This window comes from Corynebacterium sp. HMSC074E01 (assembly GCF_001808885.1).
Classification (GTDB): Bacteria; Actinomycetota; Actinomycetes; order Mycobacteriales; family Mycobacteriaceae; genus Corynebacterium.
This window is the reverse complement of record NZ_KV794844.1, coordinates 151,774-170,861: the sequence shown is the minus strand read 5'-3', so window position 1 is coordinate 170,861 and position 19,088 is coordinate 151,774. Positions and strand designations below refer to the sequence as shown.

Genomic DNA, 19,088 nt, shown 5'->3' with positions numbered 1-19,088 from the left:
GACGTGTCTACTTTCCGGGGGTCAGGCCCCGTTTCTGCTTTAACAGATTTAGACGACACTTTAAGCCTTTCTACTTCGGACGAGATTCGGTCGCGGGTTGCACAGTGTTCCATACCCCGTGGATTGATGGATAAGGTGCCGGCTGCATGTCTTATACGTGAGGGGCAGGTCGTTTCGCGCGTGAAGGACGTTGATCATTCGTTGGTCTTCAGGGAGAACGCGGCGTCAGGGTGGGAAGAGGACGGCCTGAGCCACTTCTTCGCGGGCAAGACTGTAGATGTCCTTGAGCCCGGTAGTCGTGCGGCGCGGGTAAGACTCCGTGATGGCTTTAAGCGGATCGACTTGCTTCCTGTTGGCAACGAGTCAGTACGGCAGAGGCGCGTTGAATTAGCCACACATCCCCATCGCGCGGGCGCGTGGGAAGTCAGCAGGAAGTTCGCATTGGCGGCGCTGTCCTTCGTTCTTTTGTTTTTCGGGCCGGCGATTCGTGACCGCCTAGAACCAGTGATTGACCCCGTGGCTAAGCGTGTTCCGGACATGCATAGCCGGGGTGAGTTCTACGGCATGGTGTTTGAGTTCTTCCAGATTGACCATGTGATTGATTTCGTGGCGTCTCTGTTCAGTTCGATTGGCGCTGTCGTCATTCCGCTCGCAGGGTTGGTGGTGGCCTACGTTGCCGGCTGGAAGGGCGCGCGGGACACGGGCACCTGGTGGGAGGCGGCCGGGCGTGCCCTTGGAAATGAAAGCGAGCTTCCGGCCTTCGAAAGGTGAGACGAAGCCCTTAACGGTGGTTAAAGGTTCCTAATTACGGGCTCAAAAAATGGTGGGATTCAAGTGGTAGTTGAGAGGAGAATTCTCGGGGCCGTCCTGTTAAAGGATCGACAAAGGAAATGCGTGTTGCCGTCAGATGCATGGGAATCCGCATGTCTTCGGCCTCTGCCGGGAAAATCACCGGGTATATGGGATCACCAATAATGGGGATGCCTGCCTGAAGCATGTGTAGGCGGAGCTGATGGGTCTTTCCGGTATGTGGTTTGAGCGTGTATCGCGCCAACGCAGGAAGCGACCCATGCAGCATTTCGTAGGGGTTCTTATCTACCGGTTCCACGGCGGCTACTTCGGTGATGGCGTTGACCTCGCCCTCGACGATGCGCCCTTGTAGCTCCCCCGGGGTCTTCTCCATGCGGGAGCGCCAGATGGTGCCGGGGGAGACGTCGGCAAGCGGGGCGATGGCCTCGTAAGTTTTGGTGACGCGGCGCTCGGCGAACAGCGTTTGGTAGGCGCCCCGAACAGAGCGGTCCTTGGTGAAGACGAGGAGGCCGGAGGTGAGACGGTCTAGACGGTGCGCAGGCGAGAGGTCGTTGTTCCCGGTCTCCCGACGCAGGCGGACGGTGGCAGTCTCCGTGATGTGGCGGGCGCGAGGCATCGTGGCCATGAAGGGCGGCTTGTCGACGACCAGGAGGTGCTCGTCTTCGTGCAGGATTGGGATGCCGTAAGGGACGGGTTGCTCAGGAGCGGGTATGCGATAGAAGTACACCACCGCGTTGGTGGCGAGGATGCTGTCGGGGCGAAGAGGGGAACCATCTTGGCGCACAACTTCGTTGGCGTCGAATCGTGTCTGAAGAGCGGCCTCGTTGTCCTCGGGATGACGATGGCGCTGCGTGGTGATGAGATTGTGTACGAAGTCCCACGCGGTGATTGGTCCGTCGGGCACGCGAGCGTGGGTAGGGTTTAGCCCATCGCGGATAGGAAGTGGTGTTGCGCCACGCCTTTTTTGCGATATTCTTTTTTCCATGGATTTCAACTCTATTCTCGCGCCCGTCATCGATTTCTTTTCCAATGGTATCGGTGCCGTGATTCGTGACATTGTCGTGGCCGCCTACAATCTTCTTTTCCCTGCCAACGCAGATGCTGCGACCACCCCACAGGTCTAGTAATAGGTATTAGACTGGAAGTGTAAGCACTTCGAAAGGAAAGGTCATGGCAAAGGAAGACATTGTCGTCGTAGCCGTCGATGGTTCGGAAGCGTCGAAGAACGCCGTCCGCTGGGCTGCCAACACTGCGGTGAAGCGGGGTATCCCACTGCGTATCGCATCGAGTTATACGATGCCGCAGTTCCTCTACGCCGAAGGCATGGTCCCGCCGAAGGAGCTTTTTGATGACCTCCAGGCGGAAACCTTGCAGAAGATCGAGGAGGCCCGCGCCGAGGCCCACAAGGTTGCCCCGGATCTGAAGATTGGTCACACCGTGGCCGAGGGTTCCCCGATCGACATGCTGTTGGAGATGTCCAAGGACGTCACCATGATTGTGATGGGTTCTCGCGGTATGGGTGGTCTTTCTGGAATGGTCATGGGCTCGGTTTCTGCCTCCGTGGTCTCCCACGCCTCATGCCCGGTGGTCGTAGTCCGTGAGGATAACCACGTCACGGAGTCCACCAAGTATGGTCCTGTCGTCATCGGCGTCGATGGATCCGAGGTATCCCAGAAGGCGACGGATTACGCCTTCAAGGAAGCGGATGCCCGTGGCGCAGAGCTGATTGCCGTTCACACGTGGATGGATATGCAGGTGCAGGCTTCCCTGGCCGGCCTCTCCGCCGCACAGGCTGAGTGGGCTGAGGTGGAGAAGGAGCAGGCAGAGCTGCTGACTGAGCGCCTGGCTGAGTTCCAGGAGAAGTATCCGGATGTTCAGGTCAAGAAGGTTATCGCCCGTGACCGCCCGGTCCGTGCGCTGTCCGAGGCTTCCGAAGGTGCACAGCTGCTGGTTGTCGGTTCCCACGGCCGTGGTGGCTTCAAGGGCATGCTGCTTGGCTCCACCTCCCGCGCGCTGCTGCAGTCCGCACCGTGCCCGATGATGGTGGTACGTCCGGACTCGGAGTAACCATCGCATAACCCCGCTATAACGATTCGGACCCATCTATTGGATATATGGTGGGCCCGGGTCGTTTTGGTGTTTTAACGCGTACGGTGGGGGTACGTAGATAGAAGCTATTTACTGTTTAGAGAAGGAGTGAGTGACATGGGACTTGGTCTCGGTTTCTTTGGTTCGATTGTTGTTGGCATCATTGCGGGTTGGCTCGCAGAGAAGATTATGAAGCGTGACCAGGGGCTGTTCACTAACCTCATCGTTGGTGTTATCGGCGGCCTCATTGGTGGCGGTTTGCTGGCGCTCTTTAACAAGAGCGTTGGTGATAGCTGGTTCTTGATGATTATCACTGCGACCGTCGGCGCTTGTATCCTGCTGTGGATTGTGGGAGCCATTACGGGCCGCAAGAAATAATAATTCGCATACATACCGGTTTGTCTATATTGTATAGATGAACCGGTTTTGTCATGTAAGGAGAAGAAATGGCCGAAAAGAAGTCGCGACGCAATCGCCCGAGTCCGCGTAGCCGACTACTCGAATCCGCCACGCGGCTCTTTACCACCGAAGGTATTCGCGTCATCGGAATCGACCGCATTCTGCGCGAGGCAGATGTGGCAAAGGCTTCGCTCTATTCTCTTTTCGGCTCCAAGGATGCCCTCGTTATCGCATACGTCGAGGCCCTTGACGAGGAGTACCGCGCGGATTGGCAAAAACGCACCGAGGACGCCACCGACCCAGAGAGCAAGATCTTGGCTTTCTTTGACAAGGCCATCGAAGAGCAGCCAGCCATGGAGTTTCGCGGATCGCACTTCCTTAACGCGGCTGGCGAATACCCACGCCCAGAGACAGACGCCGAGCGGGGCATTGTGTCTGCTTGCGTAGAGCACCGCACGTGGATTCATTCCACCATCACGGCGCTGCTTAACACTAAGAATGGCTACCCCTCAGAGGAGCAGGCGAGCCAGATTCTTATCTTCCTTGATGGTGGCCTGGCCGGCGCGCGCCTGACCCGCGACGTTGCCCCGCTCGTTACCGCGAAGCAGCTGGCTATTCAGCTTCTGTCGGCGCCTCCGGCCGATTATTCGATTTAAGAATCTTTCGTGCCTCCGCCACAATCGCTGAGTGGCGTTTGCGGGCAGCAGCCACTTCTTCCTTGTGTTTGGGGTCTTCCTTAAGGCGCCGTTTAGCGGCCTTCTTCTCTTTTTTCTCTTCCTTATCCCGCCAGCGTCGAATGCTCTCGCGCCGTAGTTCGTGGACAGCTTCTGGTAGAGGATAACGGCGGCGCAGGATGAATTCATACACCAAGGTCTGTAGCAGGGTAAAGAGATAGGTGCAGCCCCAGTAGAAGATGATTGTCACGGGGATGGGGCCGTTCCAGGCCACTGACCACAACATCCAAGGGATCAGAATCACCATGAGTGCCATGAACCATAGCAGGCGGCGCGGTATTTTCTGATCGAAACGCGTGGTGAGGTAGCTGCGGTAGAGCGTGATCAGGGTGTTGAGGGATGTAAACACGAGCGCCGCCAGAAGCATCGGCAGGATCAAGTCGTGATGTTCGCGAGCGAAATCGGTCAGGGGGACCCCAAAAACTGTGGAGTTGCGGAATGAGGAGACGTCGTCAAGCGTGAGCATTCCTACTGGTTCATTCGTGGAACCGGAAACCCTAAGCACCACTTGGTAGAGCCCGATGAAGGCCGGAGTGATGAGAAATATGGGAAAGCATCCCACCGCAGGGTTGTGCTGAAAGCGTTTATTGAGCTCACGCTGCTGGGTCAGGATAGTAACGGCTTCTTCGACCGAATCAGCCTGGTTGAGCTGTTCGTCGAGCTTGGTCATCTCCGGGCGTATGAGAGCGCCAATGCGGCCTTGTTTTACCGAGAGCCAATTGAGCGGGGCGATGATTCCGCGGACTGTGAGTACCAAGAAGACGATGGTGAGAATCCACGCCATCGAACCGTCCAGGAAAGAAGCAAATAGTAGGTTCCAAAGTTTCATGATTCCGGAGACCGGGTACATGAAGATGCTGATCATCGCCTTTTCCTTTTCCTGCAGGGTGGTGGAGCATCTACACATTACAGGGAAGCTAAGATGCTGGTATGCCTCACCCCACTGCACGCACTCGACCGACCGTAGGTACCGTCATCGGTGAGCTTATGCTGACGGCCGGCGTGCTGTTGCTGCTTTTCGCTTTCTATGAGTCCTATTGGACCAACATTAAGTCTGGCCAGATGCAGGACCAAGCCAATGAGACGCTTGAGGAAGAATGGCACAACCCGCGTGGAGGGGGTCACGCCCCGAAGCTTGGTGAGGCCTTCGCGCGCCTCTACATACCGGCCTTTGGCTCGGATTTCGCTTTCGCGGTCCTGGAAGGTACCAACGAGGATGACCTATTGCGTGGACCCGGCCGCTACACGGAGACGCAGATGCCCGGTGAGCCGGGAAACTTTGCTGTAGCTGGGCACCGCGTGGGCAAGGGCGCTCCTTTTAATGATCTGGGAAACCTGGACACCTGTGATGCCATCGTCATCGAAACCGAAACGGAGTGGATCACCTACCGTGTTTTGCCCATTGATGGTGTCCCGGGCGACTGTTTTAGCCCAGAGCAACAGGCCAAACCGGAGTACCAGCCGGTGCAGGGCCGCCATATCACGCTGCCGGGCGATGTCAGCGTGCTCCAGCCCATCCCCGGTGCGGAGGGGGTTGAGCCCAGCGAATCCCTACTCACCCTCACCACCTGCCACCCGCAGTTTTCCAATGCGGAGCGCATGATCATTCACGCGATGGAGACCGACCGGGAAGCTAAAGCACCCGGCTCAGATGACAATGACCGCCCCGCCGTCTTGGAGGAGAACTAATGTATCGCGCACTCTGGAACTTGTTGCCTGGCCCCACCGCGGTGAAGGCGTTGTTGGCGCTGGCTCTTGCCGCGGGGGTTTTCTTCCTGCTCATGGAGGTTATTTTCCCCTGGGTAGCGGCGCAGATGCCCTATAACGACGTCGCCGTTTAGGCCTTTTACCGTTTAGGTGTTTACGTGCTTAGGTCTTTATAGACCTAAGCGGTTGATCGCTTCCTGCGCTATGAGCTGGGGCTTGAGGGTCTGCAGCTGATTCGACCACACCACCACGGCATGGTTCTCCTTCTGCACAGCAAAGACCGTGTGATCCTCAAAGACACCGCGTCCGCCTGACCACCCATCGAATTCGGCGAGCTCCGTGTCCTCCACCGGTGCAGCCCAATCCACGACCGCCCGGGCCTCCTCCACGCTGGGCATCTGCCGCACCAGGACGGTGGCTTGTGGGTCCTCAGGGTAGGACCAGAACACGCAGGCGGGGGTGCTAAAGCGCTTGTCGACGCCCCACCGTGTCATCCTTTGCCCATTCGTATCGGCGACCCACTGGGTATCCAAGTAAGGGCAGTCTTCCCAGTCGCTGACCTCGGCGGTAGCGTCCGCGGGCAGGCCGTCGCCTGCGTTGAGTTCTGGCGCGGGGCTGGTGGTGTGGGCGCTGTTGGTGAGGTCCTGAGCCTCCGAGCACCCCACGGTGGCTAAGCCGATACCGATCAGGCAGGCGGCAAACGAGGGAAGTAGGCTGTGGCGCATGACGTCCACATTAGACCAGCGCTCAGTTGAATCGGATGCCCTGCGCAATGGTATTCACGTCCTGACAGCGACGCTGCTGGTGGTGGCGATTTTTACCACGGTGCGCCTACCGCTGTGGCAGGGCGTGTTGAACCTCCTGCTCCTGGTTTCCTTTGCTGTGGTTTACTTCGGGGGATCGGCTTACTTGGAGGTCCTTCCGCGCGTCGCGCGTTATGGCTGGATGGTCATCCTCACGGTGTTGTGGCTCGCTGATTTGGCAGTGGCGCCCGCGGCCATCTACCTGGTGTTTTCCCTGTACTTTGTCTACCTCTACGTGCTGGAGATGATCCCCGGTGTCATCTGCGTTATCGCGGCCACGGTGATGACCGTGCTGGTGCAGATACCGGGTGGGCTGTCCTTCGGCGGCATCATGGGCCCCGCGGTATCGGCCCTGGTGACAATCGCGATTACCTACGCCTTCCGCGCGCTGAGCCGTATGAACCAAGAATTGGTGAAGACCCGTTCGCAACTCGTGGAGTCTGAGCGCACGGCCGGAATGACGGCAGAGCGCCAGCGCATCGCCCACGAAATCCACGACACCCTGGCGCAGGGCCTGTCCTCCATCCAGATGCTGCTGCATGCCGCTGACCGTGACCTCGACCAAGAAGATATTCCCAAAGCACAAGAGCGCATTGAGCTCGCGCGGCGCACCGCAGCGGATAACCTTCATGAAGCGCGCGCCATGATTGCGGCACTTCAGCCGGCGGCACTATCGGAAACTTCCCTGGGAGCTGCCATGACGCGGATGGCGGATAACTTCGCGGCAACCGGTGGGGTCGACGTGTCTGTGGACGTTGAGGGCGATACGCAGCAGTTGCCCATGAAGGTGGAAGCGGCGTTGCTGCGGATTGTGCAGGGGGCGATGGGGAACGTCGTCAAGCATGCCCATGCCAGCAAGGCGCGGGTCACCGTGACCTATGCGCCGGATGAGGTGCGCGTGGACGTGGTGGATAACGGCCAGGGCTTTGACGTCGCGGCGGTGGAGAATAAGCCGGCGGGTTTGGGCCATATTGGTCTATCGGCGATGCGCAGGCGCGCAGAGGAGCTCGGCGGCGAAGTCGTGATTGAATCCACGCCAGGCGGCGGCACGGCGGTCTCAGTTAGTGTGCCCTTAGATAACGATGTAGATTAGGAAATTGTCCACACTGTACCAATGAGGAGGAAGCCCGTGATTAGGGTCTTGCTTGCCGACGACCACGAGATCGTACGCCTAGGTCTACGCTCGGTGCTCGAGGGGGCAGAGGATATCGAGGTAGTGGGCGAGGTAGCTACGGCTGAAGCTGCTGTGTCCGCGGCGCAGGCGGGCGGCATCGACGTCCTCCTCATGGACCTGCGTTTTGGTGCGGGCATCGAAGGCACGCGCGTGATGGGTGGCGCGGAGGCAACCGCTGCCATCCGCTACTCCATGGAGAATCCCCCCAAGGTACTCGTGGTGACCAACTATGACACCGACGCGGATATCCTTGGAGCGATCGAGGCTGGAGCGGTGGGCTACCTGCTGAAGGATGCGCCACCGGTCGAGTTGCTCGCGGCGGTACGCTCGGCGGCCGAAGGAGATTCGGCACTCTCGCCCGTGGTGGCCGATAAGCTGATGACCCGCGTGCGCACCCCGCGCACCTCCCTTACCCCGCGCGAGCTTGAAGTATTGAAGCTGGTGGCGGCAGGATCCTCCAACCGTGAGATCGGTGTGGAGCTGATGTTGTCAGAGGCGACGGTGAAGTCCCACCTAGTCCATATTTACGATAAATTGGGCGTGCGCTCCCGCACCTCCGCCGTGGCTGCTGCCCGCGAGCAGGGCGTTCTTTAAAGGTTGTTGGCGTTGCGGTACGCCAAGATGACATCGTTGGGGATCTTTCCGCGCTCAGCTACCTGATAGCCGTGCTTGGCAGCCCACACGCGGACATCGGCCGGCTTATAGCGGCGGGTGTCCTTTTTGACGGGGTGGCGGGCAGCTTTCACGAAGGGTTCCAGTGCCGCGTGGAACTTGTCGGCGTTGTCCTGGGACACGTCGAGGAGATAGTCCTTACCGTCAACGCTAAAGCGGATGACGATCAGCTCTTCCTCGCTGAGGGGCTTGTTATCGATATCGTCAAAGAATTGAGTGATTTCGCGGCGGGCCATGAATCTCCATTCTGGCTTAACAATGATGATGCGCCGCGACGGCTGCCCTCCCCGCCCGGGGGAAGGTAAGTGCGGCCTGGAGGTAAGAGCGTGCGCGCCACAAGGCTAAGCGCGCAGCTTGGACTGGATTTCCTCGTTCAGCGAGTCGATCTCTCCGGAGATGGAGCGGTGCGCGCGCTGACGCTGTTGGTCGGTCATGTACTCGGCATTGTCAATCGCGGAGTCAAGCTCGTTGAGGCGCTCCTTGACGTCGCGCTTGAAGCCAGCGGGAAGCTGCGCGTCCTTGAGGGAGTTGCGGATGCCAGCCGTGCGGGCCTTGAGCGGCGCGCCGTGACCGGAGAAGGACGCTAGCTGCTCAGCGCTGACTCCGGCCTTCTGCGCGCGCTTCTTCTCCACCTCGCGCTGGGCAGCGGTGATGCCGCGGTAAAGCAGGGGCAAAAGAAGAGGTGCTGCGGTACGCAGGGCGCCGGCATAACGCTTGACGTTGTTCTTATTAAAACGGCCCTGCTTAATGCGTTCGAGTTCCTTCTTGGCCATTTTGTACTCGTGCTTGCGGCGATTCTTCAGGCCCTTTTCCTCAGACTTGATAAGCGCCTTCTCTTGCCTAGCCAACAGCTTTTGTTGGCGGTGCTTGGCCTTATCCGCAGCCTTGACCTCTGCCTTTGCGCGGGTCTTAGCGGCCTTGATCTCAGCGCGGGCCTCACGGCGGGCCTTGCGGATCTTCTTCATAATGCCCATTGAAACGTCCTTTTATTTAGCTATCTTTAGGGTCTCGCTACAACTCTAGCAAGGTGGTCTACTAAGCTCACCTGCTGTGAAGGATGTGCTCGTTGCCACGGATCTTGTGGGCTGCCGTTATCGCTTAGTGCAGCGCCGCGCGCATCCTGAGATCCCACGCACCGCGGTGAGCCAAGCCCGGGCGGAGCGCCACGCCGCGGCCATTGATGCTGCACTTAGCCGCCTCCCCAAAAAGGGGCCGGGCCGGTTCCGCCGGATCGACCTGGAGGGGGATGATTTCGAGCGGGCGCTTGCCACGCTGGAAGCACTTGTTCGCGGCTATACGCACATTACGAACGCGGTCTTTTCGACCTCCGAATGGATGGTGCGTGTGGAGCTCCTCGTGCGTGACGGGGATAAATACAGTCCTGTCATCGTCTCCGATCACCGCGTGGCCCGCCCGCACGAGGGATCGCGCACGCTGGTTGTTCCCACCCACCGCTTGGGGTTGAGTGAGCCGCTCCCGGCGAAATACAAAATTCGACACCATGCCGTCGACGGCTACCGCTTAGCCTTGGCCGCGCGGGGTTTGGAGGAAGTGGGCCTGAACTCTGGCAGGGGCGCGGCGATTGGCCAGGACCGTAGCCAAGCTTTTGTCACGGATACCTCGCGGTTCGCTATTGATGAGGCATTGGCGCAGCCACTTCCCACTGAGCCGCGCCGCGTCAAAGAGTGCGCTTCCTGCCGCTTCTGGCCCTTGTGTCAGGAGGAGCTCGAAGCCCGCGATGATATCTCCCTCTTCCTGCCGGGCGACCGCGCTAACCCCTACCGCGAGCGTGGCATCACGACGGTGCAAGGGCTTATCGACGCCTCTCTCGGCGCCCCCTCCGCCCTCGCCGCTGCCTGGCGCGAAGACATCCCACTGTTGCGCCGCGAACGGGTTAGTGTTCCCCGAGCGGATGTCGAAGTTGATGTCGACATGGAGGCCTACCTGGATCAAGGCGCATACCTCTGGGGTGCGCTCCTGGACGGTGAGTACCATTCATTCGTTACATGGGAACCGCTCGGTGGCCGCGCGGAGGCGGAAAATTTTGCCGAGTTCTGGGAGTGGCTCATGGGGGTGCGTGCTGAGGCACATGCGGCTGGAAAGACCTTCGCAGCCTACTGCTACTCCGCCCACGGTGAGAACCATTGGATGCGCAGATCCGCCCAGCGCTTTTCTACACCGAACCTGCAGGAGGTGGAAGAGTTCATCTCCTCGGAAGAATGGGTAGATATGTTCGTCCACGTCAGGCGCAGTTTCGCCGGTACTGCGGGGCTGGGTCTGAAGACCGTGGCACCGGTTGCGGGCTTCGAATGGCCGGAAGAGTTTGACGGCGAGGAATCCGTTAATGCCCGCCGCGCCGCACTTGCCGGTGACACAGACGCGCGTGCACAGATTCTGCGCTATAACGCGGGCGATGTGCGCGCTACCCACGCCGTCCGAGAGTGGATGTCCGATGACGCGCCGGGAGTATTACCCCTCGAGCCCTAGCAGGCCCGCCTTATCTCCTGTTTGCACACCCCCAGACCTGAAACCCGCAACCTGCAGGTGGGGCGTCGCCAAGCGCTTGCCGACGCCCACCGCTCACCAGGAGGTTGCGGGTTTCAGGTCTGGGGATCTACACAATGAGGCTGATTCCGCCGAGGATGATGAGTACCGCAAGGGCCACCCAGGCCTGGTCCCAGTCTGTGGTGTTCGTCGGGGCTGGACCTTCAGCCTTCTTGAGCAGCACGGCTTTCTGGGCCTTGACCGCGCGGGCGGTGAGGATGGGGAAGACAGCCAGGGAACCAAGGCAGAGCAGCGAGGCAGCAACCATGGTGAGGGAACTAGAGGTGGCTAGCCACAGGGCGAGTCCGCCATTAACGAAGACGGAGCGCCCCAGGCCCCAGCGGTTATACTCGCGCAGGCCAGCTCGCACCGCTGAGGGGCCGCCGCCCATAGTGGTCGGGAGCATGTAGCCCATGACGCCGATGAGCAGTTGAGCGCCAAAGCCTACGACGAGCGCGAGCATGGGAATCTTTGGCTCGCTGGAGAAGAAGTGCTGGGTGGTGAAATAGATCAGACCGCCGAGCAGCCAGAAAGAGGAAAAGAGCACGGAAAGTGCCGGGAAGCTAATGCGTCCGCGCGGGTCATGGAGCACGGTGAGGACGTTGACTAGCCAGCCCTGCAGGCTGAGCGCCCAGCCCAGGCAGTAGAGGATGAGGCCTACCTGCGGAATATTCCAGATGCTGCCCACCAGAGTGGCGATGACGCCCAGGCCCAGCAGGGTAAAGCTTAGGCCCATGCGCGGATTGATTCCTTTGGTGCGCCAGATGGACGGGAACAAGATGGTGAGTGAACCGGCCGCCGCTAGACCCACGAAGCCGCCAATATTGGCGGCCACGTGCGCGATGAGCAGGCGCGGATGGGAGGGATGCGTTGCGAGGAAAGCGCCGAGACAAGCACCCACGGCAAGGAAGAGGGCTGAGGCCACGTAAGCGGCAACGACGGGACGGAATCGTTTGGATTCCGCGCGGCGCCACAACATAAAGAGGGTCATCCCGTGCCAGGACACCGCAAGAGCCACAAGTGTGGCGCCGATCTGCGTGAGTACCCAGTGCAGATCCCAGAATTCGGTAAGGAGCTGACCCACGAGGGTGAAGATAACGCCTGTGTTCAGCAGATAGATGCGTGCGAGCTGCCTCGGGCGGGCCGACATCGGAACTTTGAGCTGCACGAATTTTTCGGTGAGGTGCTGGGACCACACCACGATGCTGTTGCTGAGGATGCCCAGCGTGAAAAGGTGGATGAGGACCCAACGGTAGTTCGGGATAAAGGTATGGATTGCGCCCGCGAGAAGAAAAACCATCATCCACAGGCTGACAGGGCGGGATGCTTTCCTGTGCCACGTGCGCGGCGACCACTTATCCATAAAACACGAGTTTATCCGGTTTTTCTCACCATCCAACTCAGCAGCGCGATACCAGCGGCGAGGGCAGCGTAGACGGCGATGAAGCCGGTCCACGACAGGGAATCAAAGAGCACGCCGGCCAGCGCGCCCAGGATGGAGCTGCCGAGGTAATAGAAGAAGACATAAAGGCTGGAAGCCTCCGCACGGTCATGGGTAGCGATGTGGCCCACCCAGCCCGAGGCAGTAGAGTGCGCGGCGAAGAAGCCGATGGTGAAGAGCACGATGCCCAACAGGGTGGGGATGAGCGACCCCATGCAGAGCGCGATGCCCACGGCAAAAAGCAGGCACGACAGCAGCAAGGTGTTGGCGTGGCCCACTTGGCTAACCAGCCGGCCAGCGCGCGCCGAGGACCACGTTCCGGTGAGGTAGAAGAGGAAGACCAAGCCGGCCAAGCCCGGCGAGAGATGGAAGTGGTCGATGAGCCTGAAAGCTAGGAAGTTATAGAGGGAGACGAAGGTACCCATCGCCACGAAAGCCACGATGAACAAGGGGATAAGGCGGATATCCCGGGCATGGCGAAAAATCGCGCGCAGCTCTGATCGAAAGTGGATTTCCTTGGGCGTGAAATTCTGCTGGTAGGGCAGCAAAATAGCGGCGATAATAGCGAGGATGAGCGTGACCAGGCTGGAGCCCGCTAGAGCCCAGCGCCAGGATGTGAGCTCGAGCAGCCCGGTGGGGATGAGGCGGCCGGTGAGCCCACCGATGGTGGTGCCGGCGATATACAAGCCCATGGCGCGGGCGACGTAAGAGCTTTCCAGTTCCTCTGAGATCCAGGCCATGGCGGTAGCGGGCGCGCCGGCGATGACGGCCCCCTGGAGCGCGCGGGTGGCGATGAGGATCTCTGGATTGGGGGCCAGCGGAACGAGCATGCCGATGAGCGTGGCCGCGATGGTGGACACGAGCAGCAGTTTTCCGCGGCCGATGCGCTCGGAGATGATGGACACGGGGATGACGCAAATAGCCAGGGCACCCGTGGCCGCGGAAATGGTCATGGCGGCTTCCGTGGGGGACATGCCCATGTCCTCCACCAGGGTAGGCAGCATGGCTTGGGTGGGGTAGAGGCAAGAAAAAATTGCCAGGCCCACGAAGAGCATGGCAATGGTGGCGCGCCGCGTTCTGGTCATGCACCAAGCATGGCCTAGCGCGGATTATGTGTAAAATGTCCGAAAGTTACATAAATCATGCGAGGTGTGCATGAATCTGGAGGATGTCCGCGGAGTCGTCGCCGTGGCCGACCATGGCCTCGTCGGCGCCGCTGCCGACTCCCTCGGGCTCTCCCAATCCGCGTTGACCCGCCGCGTTCAGCGTATCGAGACGGCCGTGGGGGCCAGCCTTTTTGAGCGCAGCGGCCGACGCCTGCGGCTCAATGCGCGCGGCCGGGCCTTCGTGGACCATGCGCGGCGGATGCTCTTGTCGGAAGCCGCCGCGCGCGATGCCGTCTCCCGACTTATGGATCCGGAGCGCGGCACCGTGCGCCTCGATTTCATGCATTCCCTCGGCACGTGGATGGTTCCGGAGCTGCTCAAGGCCTATCGCGCCAGGCACCCCCACGTGGATATTCGCCTGCACCAGGGCGCGGCCCGCGAGCTCGTGGACAGAGTAGCGGCCGGCGAATCCGACTTGGCGCTCGTCGGTCCCCGGCCTATAAGCCCGGGCCCGCTGGGCTGGCACCAGCTCAAGCTGCAAAGACTCGGACTCGCGGTGCCGGAAGGGCATTGGGCTGCCGGAAGAAACAGTGTGCGCATGGAAGACTTTCGCGATGAGCCCTTCATCGGCATGTTGCCTGGCTATGGAACACGCATGCTTCTCGATTCCCTAGCGAGCGAGGCCGGTTTTAGCCCGCGCCTCGTCTTCGAATCCATGGAGCTGACCACCGTGGCCGGCCTCGTGGCCGCCGGACTGGGATCGGCGTTGCTGCCGCTTGATGACCCGTACCTGAAAGCCCGCAACCTCATTCCCATAGAACCCGAGGCCTATCGCGAGCTGGGGTTGGTGTGGCGCGAAGGCGATGATGCCCCGCCGGTTGAGCACTTCAAGGATTTCGTGGTGGCCCGCACCGCCGAGGGCAGTAGCTTGGTCGAGGCCGATTAGCTGCCGAAGGGAAGCTCGGCGGCCAGGGCGGCGAGCGCCTCGGGGGTGGATACCTCGTGCGGCAGCCAAGGCAAGGTGTGTACCGGCTGGCCCGGCAGCTTTTCAGCGAGCAGCGCCAAGGCTGCATCCTCTGAGGAGCGGCGCTGTTGAAGAAACTCTTCCGTGCTTTCCGGAGTGCGGCGGTTGACCAGCAGTCCACCGCAGTGCACGCCATGGGAACTCAGTTCCGCGAAGAACTCGGAGGTTTCCAACACCGGGGTGCGATCCGCGGTGAGGACGAGGAAGAAGGACGTGGTGGCTTCGTCGGAAAGCACGGAGCGCAAACGCTCGAAGCGGCGGCGGCGCTTGAGCAACGTGGAGCGGATCTCCTGGTTACGGCGGTCCACCGGGTCCTGCGAGCTGGCGGATACCGCCTTCTCCGCCGAGGTCATGCCGCGCACCACCGCGCCGAACTTGTCGGATTTCTCGCGCCGCGCTAGCAACCCATCGGTATACGCGGCCATGATCTCCGGCAGTGCCATGAGCCGCGAGGTATGGCCGGAGGGCGCGGTATCGAAGATAATGTGCTCGAACTCCCCACCATCCTGCTGTTCTTCGATGAGCTGCGCGATGCGCTCCAACATCGCTGCCTCGTGCGTGCCGGGCGAGTGCCGGGCGAGGTCCACGTGCCGGCCGACCTCGCGGTGGAGGCGCTCCGGCATGAAACGACGCATCTGCTTGCCGACGCCCCTCAGGTGCTCCTCCGTTGCCCGCGCCGGGTCGATCTCGATGACGCTTAAGTGGGGGCGGATGGTTGTCGGGACGTCGCCAAGCGCGGTGCCAAAGATATGCCCCAGGTTGTGCGCCGGGTCCGTGGACACCAGCAGCACGCGCTTGCCTTGTTGGGAGAGGCGCAGGGCGGTGGCGGTGGCCAGCGTGGTCTTACCCACCCCGCCCTTGCCACCAAAGAACATGATGGGGGCTAACAACATGAGATTCCGTTCAAGGGTGAGCGCTCCATGCCCATGCGCGTGTGCCAGGCATGGAAGTCTTCATACATCAGCGGCAGCAATTCCAGGGTGTAGTAGCTGGCCGGATTCGGCAGGCCGAGGGCTTCCGAGAGGACCAACAACATGAAGAGATCGTCTTCCTCCTGCTGCGCCTTAGCAAAGGAACGCCGATAAGGCGCGGAGTAGAACTCGTCCAGACCGCGCCCAAAAGCCTTCAGTTTATCGAGCATCGACCGGCAGGGGAGGCTCGATGTCTTCGTCCTTCCACACCACCTGCGGGGCCGTGCGCGCACGAGAAATGGCGGCGATAGCCTCGGCGATGACCCAGATGGCGGCGACGATGATGACGGCATCGATAACTAGCAGGAGCCAGTTTCCGGCCTGGAACAGCGTCTTGAGCTGTAGCACCGCTGCCCACAGGGACATGGCGGTAACGAAAACCAGCGGGAGCAGCACTGGCCACGTTGGGCGGCGCAGCTGGGTCAGGATGACCACGATGATGGACAGCGTGAGGCCGGCCATGAGCTGGTTCGTGGTGCCGAAGAGCGGCCAGATGAGCATGCCGCCGGAGCCGTCAACACCGGTGGAGAAGGTCAGGCCCAAAGCGCAGCCGACGGCGATGATGGTGGCCACCAGGCCGCTGAGCTTGATGTCCATGAGCTCGGCAGCCTCCGAGACCGCCATGCGCTGCAGGCGCACGCCGGAGTCCATCGTCGTCGCGGCAAAGAGAACGGCCATGGTGGCCAGGATGGTGGCGGACAGCGAGGTGGGGATGCCCAAACCTTCGTTCATGAGGGCACCGCCGCCCTGCACGAAGGCCTCGACACCGCCGGCATTCCATTCGTTGTAGACGGCCTCCCAGTCGGCGGCGGTCTTGAAACCAGATGTGGTGGCCACGATGGTGCCGAGTGCGAGGAGTCCCTCGCCCACGGCGCCGAAGTAGCCGACGAAGCGGGCATCGGTTTCCTTATCCAGCTGCTTGGAAGACGTACCCGAGCTCACCACGCCGTGGAATCCAGAGACGGCGCCGCAGGCGATGGTGACGAAGAGGAGCGGGAAGATGCCTGGCGTGTTGTCCGGGACGTGATCCGACACGGTCGGCGCGACAACCTCGGGGCGGGTGACGAGGAAAGAACCGTAGAGGATGATGAGGCCGACGAAGAGTTGCAGGCCGTTGATGTAGTCACGCGGCTGCAACAGGACCCACACCGGGAGCAAGGAGGCGATGAAGGCGTAGACGAAGAGCAGGATGATCCACACGCCGCGGTCCGGGATGCCCAGGACGGTTTCCGGGAGGGCCAGCGGGACGCGGTCACCGATGATCATCAGCGCGTAGAGCGCGGCGACCCCCACGATGGAGGCGATGGTCAGGTTCCAGCGGAAACGGTAGATGGCCTGGCCGATGAGCAGGGCGACGAGGATGGCGCCCCAGGTGGGGATGACGGCGGTGGGCGTCGAAATCAGCAGGTTGGAGATGACCACGGCGAAGGCCGCGTTGACCATGAGCAGCAGCAAGAAGATCACGACGAGGAAGAGCGCGCGCCCGCGGGCGCCGATATAGCGTCCAGAGAGCGTGCCGATGGACTGCCCGCGGTGGCGCTGGGAAGCCCACAGCGCACCCAAGTCATGCATTCCGGCGAAGAAGACCGTGCCGAGTGTGACCCAGAGGAAGGCTGGCAGCCAGCCCCAAATCACGGCGACGGCGGGGCCGATGATGGGAGCCGCGCCCGCAACCGAGGTGAAGTGGTGGCCCCACAGCACGTATTTGTTAGTGGGGACGTAGTCGACGCCGTCCTCCATGGTGTGGGAGGGCGTGGAAAAGCCCTCGGAGAGTTGGTACACCTTCGATGCGAGGAAGCGCGAGTACAACAAGTACCCCGCCAACATCATGGCGAGTCCGATAAACACGAGAAGTAGTGAGTTCACAAAACCACCTGAAGAGAGTCAAATGAGATGGCGCATCAGCGTTGACTCCTCAGCAAGAAAATCAAGCCTGTAATACGCATCCCTGCGTGCAGGTGGTGTGAATTATGCCATAGCTATTTTCTGAAGGTGGGTTTAATTTCTAAATCTCTATAGGGAAAGTTGGGGCGGGTGGGGCAGAAGGGGTGTAGGTCATCACCGCCCACGGTCTGCAGACGGTGATGAAAACGCGAAACCGCGCCGAGCCTCAATGAAGAGAACTCAGCGCGGTCGAAGCTACATGGCCTTAAAGGAGGCCACAGTGCTTACTTGGTGGCAGCAGCGTAACGCTCAGCAACGTCATCCCAGTTGAAGACGTTCCAGACAGCCTTGACGTAATCAGCCTTCACGTTCTTGTACTGGAGGTAGAAGGCGTGCTCCCACATGTCCAGCATCAGCAGCGGGGTGAAGTTCACGGAGATGTTGCCCTGCTGATCGGTCAGCTGCTCAATAATTAGGCGGCCAGCAACGTGGTCGTAGCCCAGAACTGCCCAACCGGAGCCCTGCAGGCCGGTAGCAACGGCGGAGAAGTGAGCCTTAAACTTCTCGAAGGAACCGAAGTCGCGGTTAATAGCCTCAGCCAGCTCGCCGGTGGGCTCGCCGCCGCCGTTCGGGGAGAGGTTCTTCCAGAAGATGGAGTGGTTGGTGTGGCCACCCAGGTTGAAAGCAAGGTTCTTGGACAGTGCGCGGATAGCGTCAGCGTTAGCCTCGCCGTTGCGCTGCTCCTCCAGAGCCTCGAGCGCAGCGTTAGCGCCAGCAACGTAGCCAGCGTGGTGCTTGGAGTGGTGCAGCTCCATGATCTCAGCGGAGATGTGCGGCTCCAGAGCGTCGTATGCGTAGTCGAGTTCCGGAAGTTCGTAAACAGCCATTTGTGTCATCCTTTCTTTGGGGTACGAGGCCCCATGGTAGGGCGCGGATGAGGATTTGGCCACAATATTTTTTCTATGGGAGAGGCCGTGAAATTTTTTCTATGGGAGAGGCCGTGAACAAAAACCTGGATTGTGGGCAGCGCAGCGGAGTATAAGGGGAGGGCAAGACTAAGCGAAGGAGAATCCTGCATGTTTCTTTTCACACCAGAACCCAAGCTGGTGGCGGCGGAGGACGCCCTTCCGGGGCGCGCCGAGCCCGTCTTGGACAACCCGCAGCCCCATGCGGTGCTAGGCACTCCGATTACTGGACCGTGGAAGGAAGGGCAGAAGTCCCTCATCATCGCCATCGGTTGTTTCTGGGGCGCGGAGAAGATGTTCTGGGAAACTGAGGGCGTGGAGTCCACGTCCGTGGGCTATGCGGGAGGTGCCACCCCTAACCCGACGTACTACGAGGTCTGCCGCGGGCTGACCAACCACGCGGAGGCGGTGCAGATTACCTATGACCCGCAGCGCGTGAGCCTGCGCGACCTTGTGATCAAGGCCTTGGAAGCCCACGATCCGACTCAAGGATTCCGCCAGGGCAACGACGTGGGTACGCAGTACCGTTCTGCGTTCTACCCAGAGACCGACGAGGAGCGCCAAGAGATCCAGCAGCTCGTGGATTCCTACGCAGGCAAGCTTGCCGACGCCGGCTTCGGCGCCACCACCACCGAAGTCACCCGCCTCAGTGAGACAGACTCGGGAGAGTACTACCTAGCCGAGGACGAGCACCAGCAGTACCTGCACAAGGTGCCCAACGGTTACTGCCCGCACCACAGCACCGGCGTCAAGTGCGGCTAGAGCT

Annotated in this window: 23 protein-coding genes; 12 read left to right on the top strand and 11 right to left on the bottom strand. The window is 60.7% G+C overall.

The features are described from left to right. The coding region (locus tag HMPREF2537_RS04870) for a hypothetical protein (RefSeq protein WP_246820243.1) at window positions 1–771 on the top strand (771 nt) is incomplete at its 5' end. 34 nt (window positions 772–805) lie between these two features. On the opposite strand, the gene HMPREF2537_RS04865 is transcribed toward HMPREF2537_RS04870, so the two are convergent. After that, window positions 806–1,858, bottom strand: a complete 1,053-nt coding sequence (locus HMPREF2537_RS04865) for a pseudouridine synthase (RefSeq protein WP_083298970.1) — start codon at window positions 1,856–1,858, stop codon at window positions 806–808. Between HMPREF2537_RS04865 and HMPREF2537_RS12790 the strand changes: the two genes are divergently transcribed. The 4 genes from HMPREF2537_RS12790 (at window position 1,794) to HMPREF2537_RS04850 (ending at window position 3,953) form a co-directional block, all read left to right on the top strand. Then, window positions 1,794–1,934 carry a hypothetical protein gene (locus HMPREF2537_RS12790; protein WP_010188455.1) on the top strand — a complete coding sequence of 47 codons (141 nt, stop codon included), beginning with the start codon at window positions 1,794–1,796 and terminating at the stop codon, window positions 1,932–1,934. The genes HMPREF2537_RS04865 and HMPREF2537_RS12790 overlap by 65 nt on opposite strands. Window positions 1,935–1,980: 46 nt before the next feature. After that, window positions 1,981–2,877 (top strand): universal stress protein, encoded by an 897-nt coding sequence (locus HMPREF2537_RS04860; RefSeq protein WP_070525981.1) that lies wholly within the window; start codon window positions 1,981–1,983, stop codon window positions 2,875–2,877. 138 nt (window positions 2,878–3,015) lie between these two features. Next, the gene (locus HMPREF2537_RS04855; protein ID WP_010188457.1) at window positions 3,016–3,276 is read left to right on the top strand and encodes a GlsB/YeaQ/YmgE family stress response membrane protein; all 261 of its coding nucleotides are present in this window, start codon (window positions 3,016–3,018) and stop codon (window positions 3,274–3,276) included. A 68-nt stretch (window positions 3,277–3,344) separates the two neighbouring features. Further along, window positions 3,345–3,953, top strand: a complete 609-nt coding sequence (locus HMPREF2537_RS04850) for a TetR/AcrR family transcriptional regulator (protein ID WP_070525979.1) — start codon at window positions 3,345–3,347, stop codon at window positions 3,951–3,953. Here the strand turns inward: HMPREF2537_RS04850 and yidC are convergent. After that, window positions 3,910–4,896 carry a membrane protein insertase YidC gene (gene yidC, locus HMPREF2537_RS04845; RefSeq protein WP_070525976.1) on the bottom strand — a complete coding sequence of 329 codons (987 nt, stop codon included), beginning with the start codon at window positions 4,894–4,896 and terminating at the stop codon, window positions 3,910–3,912. The two genes, HMPREF2537_RS04850 and yidC, sit on opposite strands and share 44 nt — an antisense overlap. Before the next feature lie 65 nt (window positions 4,897–4,961). Between yidC and HMPREF2537_RS04840 the strand changes: the two genes are divergently transcribed. Then, window positions 4,962–5,720 (top strand): class E sortase, encoded by a 759-nt coding sequence (locus HMPREF2537_RS04840; RefSeq protein WP_070525974.1) that lies wholly within the window; start codon window positions 4,962–4,964, stop codon window positions 5,718–5,720. Further along, complete coding sequence (locus HMPREF2537_RS12785) at window positions 5,720–5,872, top strand: hypothetical protein (protein WP_168162400.1); 153 nt, start codon at window positions 5,720–5,722, stop codon at window positions 5,870–5,872. Before HMPREF2537_RS04840 ends, HMPREF2537_RS12785 begins: the two co-directional genes overlap by 1 nt. 36 nt (window positions 5,873–5,908) lie before the next feature. Here HMPREF2537_RS12785 and HMPREF2537_RS04835 read toward each other — a convergent pair whose 3' ends face one another. After that, on the bottom strand, window positions 5,909–6,463 hold the full coding sequence (locus HMPREF2537_RS04835; protein WP_070525972.1) for a DUF2020 domain-containing protein: 555 nt from the start codon (window positions 6,461–6,463) through the stop codon (window positions 5,909–5,911). Between HMPREF2537_RS04835 and HMPREF2537_RS04830 the strand changes: the two genes are divergently transcribed. After that, window positions 6,462–7,634: a sensor histidine kinase gene (locus tag HMPREF2537_RS04830; protein ID WP_070525970.1), complete on the top strand. Its 1,173-nt coding sequence runs from the start codon at window positions 6,462–6,464 to the stop codon at window positions 7,632–7,634. The genes HMPREF2537_RS04835 and HMPREF2537_RS04830 overlap by 2 nt on opposite strands. A 36-nt stretch (window positions 7,635–7,670) precedes the next feature. Further along, entirely contained in the window at window positions 7,671–8,309 is a 639-nt protein-coding gene (locus tag HMPREF2537_RS04825) for a LuxR C-terminal-related transcriptional regulator (protein WP_010188464.1), read from the top strand. Here HMPREF2537_RS04825 and HMPREF2537_RS04820 read toward each other — a convergent pair. After that, window positions 8,306–8,623: a histone-like nucleoid-structuring protein Lsr2 gene (locus tag HMPREF2537_RS04820; protein WP_010188467.1), complete on the bottom strand. Its 318-nt coding sequence runs from the start codon at window positions 8,621–8,623 to the stop codon at window positions 8,306–8,308. The genes HMPREF2537_RS04825 and HMPREF2537_RS04820 overlap by 4 nt on opposite strands. A gap of 105 nt (window positions 8,624–8,728) precedes the next feature. After that, the gene (locus tag HMPREF2537_RS04815) at window positions 8,729–9,361 is read right to left on the bottom strand and encodes a DUF6474 family protein (RefSeq protein ID WP_010188469.1); all 633 of its coding nucleotides are present in this window, start codon (window positions 9,359–9,361) and stop codon (window positions 8,729–8,731) included. Between the two features lie 76 nt (window positions 9,362–9,437). Here HMPREF2537_RS04815 and HMPREF2537_RS04810 point away from each other — a divergent pair, with 76 nt between their 5' ends. Continuing rightward, window positions 9,438–10,874, top strand: a complete 1,437-nt coding sequence (locus HMPREF2537_RS04810) for a TM0106 family RecB-like putative nuclease (RefSeq protein ID WP_210383619.1) — start codon at window positions 9,438–9,440, stop codon at window positions 10,872–10,874. A 127-nt stretch (window positions 10,875–11,001) separates the two neighbouring features. On the opposite strand, the gene HMPREF2537_RS04805 is transcribed toward HMPREF2537_RS04810, so the two are convergent. Then, a complete protein-coding gene (locus HMPREF2537_RS04805) occupies window positions 11,002–12,294 on the bottom strand; it encodes a copper oxidase (RefSeq protein WP_070525968.1) in 1,293 nt (430 codons plus the stop codon). Between the two features lie 11 nt (window positions 12,295–12,305). After that, on the bottom strand, window positions 12,306–13,457 hold the full coding sequence (locus HMPREF2537_RS04800) for an MFS transporter (RefSeq protein WP_010188474.1): 1,152 nt from the start codon (window positions 13,455–13,457) through the stop codon (window positions 12,306–12,308). A gap of 70 nt (window positions 13,458–13,527) precedes the next feature. On the opposite strand from HMPREF2537_RS04800, the gene HMPREF2537_RS04795 reads away from it, so the two are divergent. After that, window positions 13,528–14,424, top strand: a complete 897-nt coding sequence (locus HMPREF2537_RS04795; protein WP_010188476.1) for a LysR substrate-binding domain-containing protein — start codon at window positions 13,528–13,530, stop codon at window positions 14,422–14,424. On the opposite strand, the gene HMPREF2537_RS04790 is transcribed toward HMPREF2537_RS04795, so the two are convergent. The 4 genes from HMPREF2537_RS04790 to HMPREF2537_RS04775 form a co-directional block, all read right to left on the bottom strand. After that, window positions 14,421–15,395 (bottom strand): ArsA family ATPase, encoded by a 975-nt coding sequence (locus HMPREF2537_RS04790; RefSeq protein WP_070525966.1) that lies wholly within the window; start codon window positions 15,393–15,395, stop codon window positions 14,421–14,423. The two genes, HMPREF2537_RS04795 and HMPREF2537_RS04790, sit on opposite strands and share 4 nt — an antisense overlap. Beyond that, entirely contained in the window at window positions 15,386–15,643 is a 258-nt protein-coding gene (locus HMPREF2537_RS04785; RefSeq protein WP_010188480.1) for a cory-CC-star protein, read from the bottom strand. The genes HMPREF2537_RS04790 and HMPREF2537_RS04785 overlap by 10 nt, the downstream gene beginning before the upstream one ends. Further along, window positions 15,633–17,339, bottom strand: coding sequence for a carbon starvation CstA family protein (locus tag HMPREF2537_RS04780; protein ID WP_070525964.1), 1,707 nt, complete (start codon window positions 17,337–17,339; stop codon window positions 15,633–15,635). Before HMPREF2537_RS04780 ends, HMPREF2537_RS04785 begins: the two co-directional genes overlap by 11 nt. Window positions 17,340–17,641: 302 nt before the next feature. Next, window positions 17,642–18,244 carry a superoxide dismutase gene (locus HMPREF2537_RS04775; protein ID WP_046647628.1) on the bottom strand — a complete coding sequence of 201 codons (603 nt, stop codon included), beginning with the start codon at window positions 18,242–18,244 and terminating at the stop codon, window positions 17,642–17,644. 189 nt (window positions 18,245–18,433) lie between these two features. Between HMPREF2537_RS04775 and msrA the strand changes: the two genes are divergently transcribed. Further along, on the top strand, window positions 18,434–19,084 hold the full coding sequence (msrA, locus tag HMPREF2537_RS04770; RefSeq protein WP_070525961.1) for a peptide-methionine (S)-S-oxide reductase MsrA: 651 nt from the start codon (window positions 18,434–18,436) through the stop codon (window positions 19,082–19,084). The last annotated feature ends 4 nt before the right edge of the window (window positions 19,085–19,088 follow it).